Origin of the sequence: Candidatus Pelagibacter communis, assembly GCF_001179965.1 — a bacterium.
GTDB lineage: Bacteria > Pseudomonadota > Alphaproteobacteria > Pelagibacterales > Pelagibacteraceae > Pelagibacter.
Genome location: NZ_CVSH01000046.1, coordinates 1 through 12,242 on the forward strand (window position 1 = coordinate 1; position 12,242 = coordinate 12,242).

Sequence of the window (12,242 nt, forward strand, 5' to 3'; positions counted from 1 at the left end):
CACAAGATTGATGAACAGATTGTTGATACAGACTCAGAAAAGCAAAGCAGCGAGACAATTATTCAAAAAGGGGGAGGAGAATTTAGTGATAAGGATTATAAGGTTTTTACAAAAGAATTTGATGAAATTTCAAAAGCTGAAAATTTAGAAAGTTTAGAGGAAATAACAAAGTTAAGAAAAAACTTAGATCAACAATTAATAACTTTTCAAGATCTGATAACAAAGCTAGCAAATAAACTTCAAAGACAGCTATTAGCTAGTCAAAAAAGAGCTTGGGAATTTGATTTGGAAGAAGGATTATTGGATACTTCAAAATTAACAAGGGTTATTATGGATCCTTATAGTTCTTTATCATTTAAAAAAGAAAAAGACTATGAATTTAAAGATACAGTCGTTACTTTATTAATTGATAACTCCGGATCTATGCGAGGACGTCCAATAACAATCGCTGCAATTTGTGCTGATATTTTGTCGAGAACACTCGAGAGATGTGCGGTTAAGGTAGAAATTTTAGGCTTCACAACAAAAAATTGGAAAGGTGGTCAATCAAGGGAAGATTGGAATAAAAGAAGTAAACCAAAAAACCCTGGCCGTCTTAATGATCTACGTCACATAATTTATAAAAGTGCAGATACTCAATGGAGAATATCTAAAAATAATTTAGGACTTATGCTGAAGGAAGGATTATTAAAAGAAAATATTGATGGTGAGGCAATTAATTGGGCTTTTAGCAGACTACAAAAGCGAAAAGAAGAAAGAAAAATCTTGATGGTTATTTCAGATGGTGCGCCAGTTGATGACAGTACTTTAAGTGTTAATTTTGGTGATTATTTAGAAAAACATTTAAAAAAGACTGTAAAATTTATTGAAAATAAAAGCAATATAGAAATTCTAGCTATTGGGATAGGTCACGATGTCTCCAGATACTATTCCAAAGCTATTAAAATTACTGATGTTCAAGAACTTGGAGATGTCATGATAAATCAATTAAGTGATTTATTTAGCGAAAGAAAAAAACTCAATTAAAATTTAAAGATTTAAGATTTTTATTTTTCCATAAAATTGTGATCTCAGCTCCCGATCTTGTTCTTGAATTTTTACAAGTTACAGTAGCAAAATTTTTTTCTAGTAATGTTTTACCAATAAAAATTCCTAAACCTAATCCAGTTTTATTGCTCGGCTTGGAATCTTTTAAATAAGGCTCACCCAATTTATAGATTATATCTTTAGAAAAACCTTTACCATCATCTTCTATTTTAATAATAGTTTCGTCATTATCACTTTTAAGATTTATAAATATTTTTTTTTTTGCAAATTTATTTGCATTTCCTACAAAATTTCTGAGACCATAAACAATCTCAATTATTTTAGGCATTACAATCGGATTATTATTCTGATCAGTGATTAAAATAAATTCCTTTTTGCTAATTTCTTGAAAAGATCTTATAATTTGGATCAAATAATCTTTTAAAGAAATATTTTGATCTAAAAACTCATCATCTGTAACAGGATTCATGCTAAGTTTTTGTAATATTTTTATACATCTATCTACTTGACTGGATAGTAAACTTATATCTTTATTATTTTTATATTCTTTTTCTAAGTCTGCCAATACGATTTTAATTGTTGAGAGCGGAGTACCAAGTGAGTGTGCTGCTGCTGCTGCTTGTCCTCCAAGAGAAACAAGCTCGTGTTCTTTTGCCATTATAGCTTCCATTTTATTTAATGCATTCTCTCTAATTTTTCTTTCAGCCCCAAAAGATATTGAAAAAAAGCTTAAAAAAATAAGTGCAATTATTAATGATATTGGAATAGCATAATAATAGTAATCGCTAATATGAAAATGTTGATTCAATGGTGCTGGTAAATCTTTGTTAAAAAAAGTTAGAAAGATAATACATAAAATTGTTATCAAAACTAAGAAAATACTGGATTTTTTTCCTAAGTATATAGATGAAAATATGCTTGGAATTATAATAAAAATAAAAAAAGGATTTACTATTCCACCGGTTAAATAAAGTAAAAAACCTAGTTGGAAAATATCCAAACATAAAAAAATAAAAGAGGATCTGTCAGAAACTTGATTTTTTTTGTAATAATAAATTAAAACTAGGTTACTTATTGCCCCAAGATAAATTATAAAATTTGATAGTATGTGATTAAATTCAAAACCAAGTCCATATTTAACAAAATTTATTGTTACCAGCTGTCCAATTATTGCTATCCATCTAAGTCTAATATATTGTATTCTATTTAGAGAATAGATTTTTGAAGTTTCAAAAAACCTCATAAATTATATATCAAGGTTTAAAACATCTATAGCATTTGATATAATGAAGTCTTTTCTTAATGCTACGTCATTTCCCATTAAAGTGTGAATTATCTCATGATCTTTTTTTGCATCTTTTGAATATTCTACTTTTAATAAATTTCTTGTCTCTGGATTTAGAGTTGTATTCCAAAGCTCATCAGGGTTCATTTCACCTAATCCTTTAAATCTCTGAATATTTAATTTAGACTTTTCAATTGAGAAATTTTTATCGAATTCTTTTGATCCCTTTTTGTATTTACTCAATTCCTTTGAGTTTTTTAAAATATATTTCTCGAGTTCCTTCTCATCTTTTATATAAATACCTTTCATGCCTTTATTAATTTTGAATAAAGGCGGTTGTGCTAAGTAAATATGACCATTTTCAATCAATTTATTAAATGGGCTGTTATTAAAGAAAGTTAGTAATAATGCTCTGATATGTGATCCATCAACGTCGGCATCTGTCATAATTATTATTTTTCCGTATCTTAAATTTTTAAGATCCAAGTCATCATTTTTTGGATCCAATCCTAAAGCATTTATTAAAGTTATAATTTCATTTGAGGAAATCATTTTAGATAGTGCCTTAGTCTTATGTTCATTAATATTTCCATTTTTCTTTTTTCCATTAGTATCAACATAAGTATTCAAAATTTTTCCTCTTAGAGGCAAAACAGCCTGAAACTCTCTATTTCTCCCTTGTTTTGCAGAGCCACCCGCAGAATCTCCCTCAACAATAAATAATTCTGTTCCTTCTTGTTTTGAATTTTGACAATCTGCCAGTTTTCCAGGTAAACCTGTTAGCTCAAGAGCACCTTTTCTTCTTACGTTTTCTCTAGCTTTTCTGGCAACATCACGTGCTTGTGCGGCTTGAACAATCTTTGTAAGTATGACTTTTACGACTGATGGGTTTTGGTCGAACCATAGAGATAGTTTCTCGCTAATAATTGTTTCAACTATGTTTCTGACCTCAGATGATACAAGTTTATCTTTTGTTTGTGATGAAAATTTAGGATCTGGTATTTTAATTGATAAGACGCAAGTGAGCCCTTCTTTTACATCATCTCCAGAAATTGAAAGTTTACTTTTTTTTAATAGGTTCGATTCATTGGCATATTTATTAACAACTCTTGTTAGTGCACTTCTAAAACCTAATAAATGTGTTCCTCCATCTTTTTGAAATATATTGTTTGTGTAAGGGTATACATCTTCTGAATACATAGAATTCCACTGAAGTGCACATTCTACCTCCATATTATTTTTGGCTTGCTCAATAAAGATAGGTTTTTTAAACAATTCATTCCCATTTTTATTTTTTAATTTTTCTCTTTTTTCATCAAGGAAGTTAACAAATTCTAAAATACCCCCATCAAACTTATATATAATTGATTTTTCTTTTTTTAAAGTAAGATCGTTGACAGAAATTTTTAAACCTTTGTTTAAGAATGCTAATTCCCGCATTCTTTTCTGTATAATGATAGTGCTAAACTTTGTAGATGAAAAAATATCTTTCGATGGAAAAAAAGTGATCTTTGTGCCAGTTTCTTTTGATTTTCCGGTTACCTTTAAAGCAGATTTGGCATCGCCATTTTGAAATTCTATAAAATATTTTTTTCCATCTCTATTAATTTCTAATTCTAGTTTTTCTGATAGAGCATTTACAACAGAGACCCCAACTCCATGTAGACCACCAGAAACTTTATAAGAGTCATGATCGAATTTTCCTCCTGCATGCAATTGTGTCATGATAACCTCTGCTGCAGATTTTTTTTCACCTTTATGAATATCTACTGGAATACCTCTTCCATCGTCAGAAACAGTCACTGAGCCGTTCTTGTTTATATTAACAGAAATATTTTTGCAGTAACCTGCCAGTGCCTCATCTATAGAGTTATCAACAACTTCATAGACCATATGATGTAGACCAGTGCCATCATCGGTATCTCCAATATACATACCTGGTCTTTTTCTTACAGCTTCTAATCCTTTTAAAACCTTGATGGAGTCTGCTTGGTAATTTGTTGTATTTTTTTTAATCATTTATTTTTTTAGGAAAAAAAAAATTATACCATTTTTTGAAATTTAAATAAAACAGCTTTGGCTCAAGAAGCTAAATAAGCCACATGTATTGTGGTTTTTTTGATATTTATTTATTTTTTTTTTAGTTTTTAAAAAATTACAAATATTAGTGATTTTTATTCGCTTTTTTAAAAATTAATAAGAATTTTATAATTGCATAGATAAAACATAACATCTCTAATGTTTTTTTAAATTGTAAGGTCAAGCCAAAAAAAATTGTTAATAAAGAAAATTTTATTGATTCACGGATAATTTTAATTTTTTTTAGTTTTTTATATTTTGACTGAAAAATTAGCTCACCATACTTAAAATAAACTTTTCTTATTATAAAACTTTTTAAATTTTCTTTTACAGAACTTTCTCCAACATGATTTGCATATGCACTCATATTTAAATAAATTTTAAAGTTATTTTTTTTTATTGTTCTACATAAATCAACATCCTCCCAATAAAAGAAAAATCGCTCATCAAACATACCTATTTTTTTAAATTTATTTTTTTCAGCAAGAAATATAGCTCCTAAAATTTTATTTACTGGAAATATTTTTTTATTTTTTTGGCTATTTTCAAAATTTTTAAATTGTTTGATTCTTGGAACCGAGATTATGCTATCCTTTTTGATTTCCAATGTTTTTTTCAATCTGAGTATTGATTTTTTTGAAATATATGTATCAGGCTGCGTACATAAAAAATATTTAGTTTTTACTTTTTTAACTAAAAAATTTATTCCTTTTGCAAAACCTTTGTTCTCGCTGGAAACACCATAATAGTTAATTTTTGGAAATATTTTTTTTACTTTTTCCTTTAATTCTAAATCGTTGCTTTGATCTAAAATATATAAGTCGAAATCTTTGTAATTGTTTAGCTTCGTAATAACTTTTTCTGGTGTTCTATAAAATAGAATTACAACAGATATGTTACTAGATTTCATATTTTTATTATTAACTTAAATAATCTATTTATCAAAAAAAAAATGGCGGAGAGAGTGGGATTCGAACCCACGAAAGAGTTGCCCCTTAACACGCTTTCCAAGCGTGCGCCTTAAACCACTCGGCCATCTCTCCAAATCATTTTTTTTGTATAATAGCTACTTCGTTAATTTTACCTTTATAAATTTCAATGCTTTTGAAATTATCTAAAAAATATTTTTTATCTTCGTCTTTGATATATTTTGAGTTAAAATCTTTATTTGATTTAATCGCCAATAAAATTTGTTTTAGATCCGGATACTCATTTTTTAAATTCATATCTTTTCTTGTCTCTGGGAAATCAAGTTCCTCACAAACAAAAATTCCATTGGGCAATACCTTTCTAAAAAGTAAGAATAAACTTATAATTTGATCCTTTAAAGTGTGCGAAGCGTCTTCAATTATAATATTAAAGCTATCTTTATTTTTAATTAAAATTTCATAAATTGAACTCTCGCTTGAAGTATTAATGTAAAAATTTTTTAATCTAGATGATTTATATCTAAAAAGATCAGGACATATATCTCCTGAAAAAATTTTTGAGTTTTTAAAATAATAATAAAAAGCTCCTGCTGCATTTCCATAAAAAGATCCCAGTTCTAATACATTTAAATTATCTCCTCTTATTTTTTCAAAGTACTTCTCATATATTTTTGAGTAACCATGAGCATCTATTCTTTTATTATTTCTTTTTATTGGTTGCATATACTGATTGATATAATATTCCCCTTTATCACTATTAAAATGTTCGAATAGAAAATCTAAATCTTTTTTAAATAATTCACTGTTTTTTTTTGAATGATAATCTAAATTTATTACTTTTGGTAAATATGGAATATTTATTAAATACCTAAATGGTAAAATAATGAGAATATAAATTTTAAGAAATATGTTAGCTTTTTGCACTCTGTGCCTGTAGAAAATATTATAAAATGTTTTAATCCTCATATTTAATCTTTATTGATTTTTAAAACTCCTATGAACGCTTCTTGAGGAATTTCAACTTTTCCAAATTGTTTAGATCTTGCTTTACCTTTTTTTTGTTTATCTAATAACTTCCGTTTTCGATCTCTTGCGCCTCCCCCATGAATTTTTGTTAAAACATCTTTTTTGAAGCCTTTTATAGTTTCTCTAGCAATAATTTTTCCACCTATTGCGGCTTGAATAGGTATCATAAAATTATGTCTAGGTATTAAATCCTTAAGCTTTTCACATACCTCTCTTCCGATAGTTTGCGCAAAGTCTTTATGAACCATCATAGCTAAAGCATCTACTGGTTCCCCATTAACTAAAATTGATAACTTAACTAACTCACCCTCTTTATGTCCTATTATTTCGTAGTCAAAGCTTGCATAGCCGCTTGTTATTGACTTAAGTCTATCGTTAAAATCAAATACTACCTCATTAAGCGGTATATCATAATTCAGGACAGCTCTATTACCTGAGTAATTTAAATTTGTTTGAATCCCTCTTTTATTTTGACATATTTTTATTATTGGTCCTAAATACTGATCAGGTGTGATAATTGTGGCCTTAATCCAGGGCTCCTCAATATATTTTATTATAGTTGGGTCAGGTAAATTGGATGGATTTTGTAGATCTATAACTTTATCGTTGTTTAGATGAATCTTATAAACAACTCCGGGAGTGGTTGTTAGTAAGTTAATATCAAATTCTCTTTCAAGCCTTTCTGTAATAATTTCAAGGTGAAGTAAACCTAAAAATCCACACCTAAAACCAAGTCCTAAAGCTGAGGACGACTCTGGTTCGTAAGAAAAACTAGAGTCATTTAATTTTAATTTAGCCAATCCATCTTTTAGTTTTTGATACTCAGAACTATCAACAGGAAAAAGTCCACAAAAGACAACTGGCTTACTTGGTTTAAATCCAGGTAACGCCTCTTTTAATGGTTTATTAGCCTCACATATTGTATCCCCAACTTTTGTATCTGATAGATTTTTAATCCCAGTAATTATAAAACCTATTTCTCCTGAATTTAGTTCATCTATGTCTTTTGGTTTAGGGGTAAAAACACCAACCTTTTCAACAATATGTTCTTGATTAGTAGACATCATTTTTATTTTCATATTTTTTTTAATTTTTCCATCTATTACTCTTATTAAAATTACAACTCCGAGATAAGAGTCGTACCAACTATCAACAAGTAGACACTTTAAAATATCATTTTTATTGCCTCTTGGAGGTGGTAAAGTTTGAATAATCTTCTCTAATATCTCATCAATACCTTCGCCAGTTTTTCCAGAGCATGGTACTGAATTGGAGGTATCAATACCTATAACTTCTTCGATTTGATTTTTTGTTTTTTCAATCTCAGATGCTGGTAGGTCTATTTTATTTAAAATTGGAATGATTTCATGATTTGTATCCATGGCCTGATACACATTTGCGAGAGTTTGAGCTTCAACGCCTTGAGTACTATCAACAATCAAAATTGATCCTTCACATGCATATAAAGATCTGCTTACTTCATAACTAAAATCTACGTGACCTGGGGTATCAATAATATTTAGTATGTAATCTTTGCCATCCTTTGATTTGTAGTTTAACTTTACAGTTTGTGCCTTGATAGTAATACCTCTTTCTCTTTCGATATCCATAGAGTCTAGAACTTGAGCTTTCATCTCTCTTTCTGTTAGGCCACCACATTTATGAATAATTCTATCAGCTATTGTAGATTTACCATGATCTATATGTGCAATAATTGCAAAGTTTCTTATATTATCAATTGTAGACATTTTAGGATCTAATTTTTGCGCCTGTCTTAGACTCAACAGTTGAAATAATCAAATTATTTATTTTTTCTAGATCTTTATCATTCAAAGATTTTTGTAATGATTGAATTGTTACATTCAAAGCAATTGACTTTTTATCACTTGGAATATTTTCTCCTTCATATAAATCAAAAACCTTTACATTTTTAATTAAGTTATTATCGATCTTATAAATAATCTTTACTAATTCTTGTACATTTAAATTTTTATCTATTATGAATGCGAAGTCTCTTTCAGACTTTTGAAAATCCGAATATTCGTATTTATTTTTTTGATCCTTAAGTTTATTTTTATGAAGCTCGATTCTATCTAAAAAAATTTCAAATAATATTAATGCTTCAGTTTTAATCTGTAATTTTTGATTTATATTTGGATGAATTTCACCAAAAAAGGCAATTGGTTTATCTGATTTTGAGTCTTGATAAATGGCTCCAGATTTTCCTGGATGATAGTAATTTGGTGCATTTGACTTGATATGAAAATTTTTGTCATCTAACCCTGTCTCAATTAAAGTTTGCATCACATCTCTTTTTGCATCAAAAACATCAACTTTTCTCTCTTTCTCAATCCAATTAAGTCTGGAAATCACCCCAGACTTAATTGCTGAAATAACTATTTCTTGTTGTCCTGGTTTTTTTCCACTAAAAATTGGTCCAATCTCAAATAAAGAAATATCTTTTGCATCTCGATCTAAATTTTTTTTTAAATAAAAAATTAAGTTTGAAAAAATTGAGCTTCTTAAAACGTTTAAGTCTGAGCTGATTGGATTTACTATTTTGACTTCAGGTTTTTCTTCTTTAAATAACTCATTTATTTTTGAGTCTGTAAATGACCACGTCACAGTTTCATAATAACCCTTTGATGCAACTGATCTTTGTAAGAAATGGAATAGTTTTTGATGTGGATTTAACGTTTGTTTATTTCTGGTTTTTTCTGGTAATTCAGTTTTAATTCTATCGTATCCCTTAATTCTCACTATTTCCTCAACAATATCAATTGGTTGTAAAATATCTGGTCTCCAGGAAGGCACTTTTAAATTTAGTTCCTTTTTATTTTTTTTTACTAGAAAACCAAGATCTGATAAAATCTTATTCATTTCCCTTACCTCAACTTTAAAACCGGTTGTATTATTAAATAAATCAATTGGAAACTTAATAGCTCTGTGGTTTGATTTTTCTTTTTTTGTAATATTTATTTTGCTAATTGTTCCACCACATATATTTTGTATTAATTCGGCTGCCTTAATCAAACCTTCTTCAATTGAGTTTGGATCTATGCCTCTTTCAAATCTATATTTTGCATCTGTATCTAAATTTAAGATTCTTGAAGTAGATCTAATAGATTTTGGTTTAAAATATGCTGACTCTAAAAGAATATTCTTTGTATTTAGTTCTGTTCCTGACCTAACGCCTCCTATAATGCCACCTAAACCCAAAACACCTGATGCATCAGATATAACACACATATTGTCACCAAGTACATATTTTTTATTATCTAGTGCTTCAAAGCTTTCTCCTTTTTTGGAATTTCTAACAATAATGCCTTTATCAATTTTATCTGCATCATAAGCATGAAGTGGCCTGTTAAGATCCATCATAACATAATTTGTTACATCCACTACTGCAGAGATTGGTTTTTGTCCTAATGATAATATTTTTTCTTTTAACCATTTTGGACTTTCAGTATTTTTAATTCCTTTGATGAGTAAACTGCCAAACTTTGTACATCCTTGGTTTTTATCATTAATAATTTTAACTTTTATTTTGTTTAAGCCTGAAAAATTTATTTTACTTTTATTTTTGTTTTTTAATTTGCCGGCTCCAGCCGCTGCGAGATCTCTTGCAATTCCTCTAACACCAAGGCAATCAGCCCTATTTGGTGTAATTGAAAGATCTACAACTTTTTGATTTTTGTTAACAAAATATTTTTTTCCAACTTGTTTGATGTACTTTTTTGGGGAAAGAGTAATAATTCCCTCGCTTTCATTTGATAATTTTAGTTCTGATTCTGAGCAAAGCATACCGTAAGATGTTACACCTCTGATTTTACTAACAGAGAGCTTTGTTTGACTTTTAGGAATAGTTGCCCCAGGAGGAGCATAAACAGTTAAAAGATCATTTTTGGCATTTGGAGCTCCACACACAACCTTCACTTTTTCATTTTGTCCAATATCTACATCGCATAACTTTAGTCTATCTGCATTAGGATGTTTTTCTGCCTTGATGATTTTTGCAACTATAAATTTATCTAGTTCAGATGATTGACTTTCAAAACTTTCAACCTCCAAACCTATACTTGTTAATTTATCAATGATTTTTTGATCGTCGAGTTTTGTATCTAAATGTTGTTTAAGCCAATTAATTGTAAATTTCATCTACTAAGGCCTCTGTAGTTTGAGGGAACATCTAAAGGATCAAATCCAAAATGATTTAACCATCTGTAATCAGTTTCGAAAAAAGCTCTTAAGTCGTTAATGCCGTATTTTAGCATTGCAAGTCTATCAATCCCCATGCCAAAAGCATAACCTTGGAACTTTTGTGGATCTACTTTAACGTTTTTTAAAACATTTGGATGTACCATTCCACATCCAAGAATTTCTAACCATTTGTCACCTTCTCCAATTATTATTTTCCCATCTTTTAATGTATAACCAATATCAACCTCAGCCGAAGGTTCAGTAAAAGGAAAGTGGCTTGGTCTAAACCTCATTTTAATTTTATCTATTTCAAAAAATTCTTTAATAAAATAGTTTAAACATCCCTTTAGGTGTCCCATGTTTATATTTTTATCTATATGAAGACCCTCTACCTGATGAAACATAGGTGCATGGGTTTGATCACTATCAGATCTATAAGTTCTTCCAGGAGCAATAATCTTAAAAGGTGGTTTTCCTCCTAACATAGTTCTCACTTGTACTGGTGAAGTATGAGTTCTTAACAAGTATTCCTTATTATCATCTAGATAAAAAGTATCATGCATATCTCTTGCTGGATGATTGTCCGGTGTATTAAGTGCAGTGAAATTATTATATTCATTTTCAACATCGGGCCCCTCTGCAACACTAAAACCAATTTCAGAAAATATAGAAGATATTTCATCAATTACTTGTGATACGGGATGTATTTTTCCTCTTTTAAAACTTCTTTCTGGCAAAGTAACATCTACTTTTTCGTTTTGAAGTTTTAGATTAATTTCTTTTATTTCAATATCTTTGATTTTTTTCTCAATAGTTTCCTGAAGTTCATCTTTAATTACATTAAGTTCTGATGCAAACTTTTTTCTACTATCTGATGACATAGAACCCATTTTTTTAAACTCATTTGAAATTTTTCCAGTTTTACCAAATAATTCTGATTTGATTTGATTAATATTATTTAAGTCTAAATCATCTTTTAATTTTAAAAGATATTCCTCTTTAATTTTTATAATATCAGACATTTCAGTAGAATATTTCTTAACTTAGGAAAAACAATAAAGAAAATTAGTTTAAAGCGGCTTGAGCCTTTTTAACTATTGTTTTAAATGCCTCTGGGTTATCATATGCTATTTCTGCTAGAATTTTCCTATCTAATTTAATACCAGACTTATTTAAACCATGAATAAATTTTGAATATGTCAATCCCTCGGCTCTTACGCCTGCATTTATTCTTTGTATCCATAATGATTTAAATTCTCTTTTTTTATTTCTTCGATCTCTGTAAGCATACTGCATGGATTTCTCCATAGCTTGTCTAGCAACTCTAATAGTATTTTTTCGTCTTCCCCATTGGCCTTTTACAGCTTTTAGAACTTTTTTGTGTTTTGCTCTACTTGTTACACCTCTTTTTACTCTGGCCATATTATCCTCTTAGACTGTAAGGCATATAAGACTTTACAATTTTTCCATCTTGTTTGGACATTGTTGTTGTGCCTCTTTGCTTTCTTATCTGTGAATTAGTTCTTTTTATCATTCCATGCCTCTTTCCTGCCTGAGCCATTATTACTTTTCCCTTTGCAGAAATTTTGAACCTTTTTTTTGCTGAACTTTTTGTTTTCAATTTTGGCATGAGAGAGGATGGAGTCTTTTTCAAAAATTAATTGATTATATGAGAC

The 12,242-nt window shown here is 28.9% G+C and carries 10 protein-coding genes and 1 tRNA gene; 1 reads left to right on the plus strand and 10 read right to left on the minus strand.

Features of this window, described 5'->3' with window-relative positions; genetic code table 11:
* Positions 1-1,026, plus strand: a 1,026-nt coding sequence (locus AMN73_RS01870) for a cobaltochelatase CobT-related protein (protein WP_425304120.1), incomplete at its 5' end; no start/stop codon positions are given.
* Here the strand turns inward: AMN73_RS01870 and AMN73_RS01875 are convergent.
* The 10 genes from AMN73_RS01875 to rpmI form a co-directional block, all read right to left on the minus strand.
* Positions 1,019-2,290, minus strand: a complete 1,272-nt coding sequence (locus AMN73_RS01875; RefSeq protein ID WP_075534593.1) for an ActS/PrrB/RegB family redox-sensitive histidine kinase — start codon at positions 2,288-2,290, stop codon at positions 1,019-1,021. The genes AMN73_RS01870 and AMN73_RS01875 overlap by 8 nt on opposite strands.
* Positions 2,291-2,293: 3 nt before the next feature.
* Positions 2,294-4,351 (minus strand): DNA gyrase subunit B, encoded by a 2,058-nt coding sequence (locus AMN73_RS01880; protein WP_075534594.1) that lies wholly within the window; start codon positions 4,349-4,351, stop codon positions 2,294-2,296.
* A 145-nt stretch (positions 4,352-4,496) separates the two neighbouring features.
* A complete protein-coding gene (locus AMN73_RS01885; protein ID WP_075534595.1) occupies positions 4,497-5,321 on the minus strand; it encodes a glycosyltransferase in 825 nt (274 codons plus the stop codon).
* Positions 5,322-5,364: 43 nt separating this feature from the next.
* Positions 5,365-5,454: transfer RNA gene (locus AMN73_RS01890), tRNA-Ser, on the minus strand.
* A 3-nt stretch (positions 5,455-5,457) separates the two neighbouring features.
* Positions 5,458-6,264 (minus strand): class I SAM-dependent methyltransferase, encoded by an 807-nt coding sequence (locus AMN73_RS01895; RefSeq protein ID WP_143323188.1) that lies wholly within the window; start codon positions 6,262-6,264, stop codon positions 5,458-5,460.
* A 44-nt stretch (positions 6,265-6,308) separates the two neighbouring features.
* A complete protein-coding gene (lepA, locus tag AMN73_RS01900) occupies positions 6,309-8,114 on the minus strand; it encodes a translation elongation factor 4 (protein WP_075534597.1) in 1,806 nt (601 codons plus the stop codon).
* A 1-nt stretch (position 8,115) separates the two neighbouring features.
* Positions 8,116-10,524: a phenylalanine--tRNA ligase subunit beta gene (gene pheT, locus AMN73_RS01905; protein WP_075534598.1), complete on the minus strand. Its 2,409-nt coding sequence runs from the start codon at positions 10,522-10,524 to the stop codon at positions 8,116-8,118.
* Positions 10,521-11,588: a phenylalanine--tRNA ligase subunit alpha gene (gene pheS / locus AMN73_RS01910; RefSeq protein WP_075534599.1), complete on the minus strand. Its 1,068-nt coding sequence runs from the start codon at positions 11,586-11,588 to the stop codon at positions 10,521-10,523. The genes pheT and pheS overlap by 4 nt, the downstream gene beginning before the upstream one ends.
* A gap of 43 nt (positions 11,589-11,631) precedes the next feature.
* Positions 11,632-11,988, minus strand: a complete 357-nt coding sequence (gene rplT / locus AMN73_RS01915) for a 50S ribosomal protein L20 (RefSeq protein ID WP_075534600.1) — start codon at positions 11,986-11,988, stop codon at positions 11,632-11,634.
* Between the two features lies 1 nt (position 11,989).
* A complete protein-coding gene (rpmI, locus tag AMN73_RS01920) occupies positions 11,990-12,196 on the minus strand; it encodes a 50S ribosomal protein L35 (protein WP_075534601.1) in 207 nt (68 codons plus the stop codon).
* Positions 12,197-12,242 lie beyond the last annotated feature (46 nt).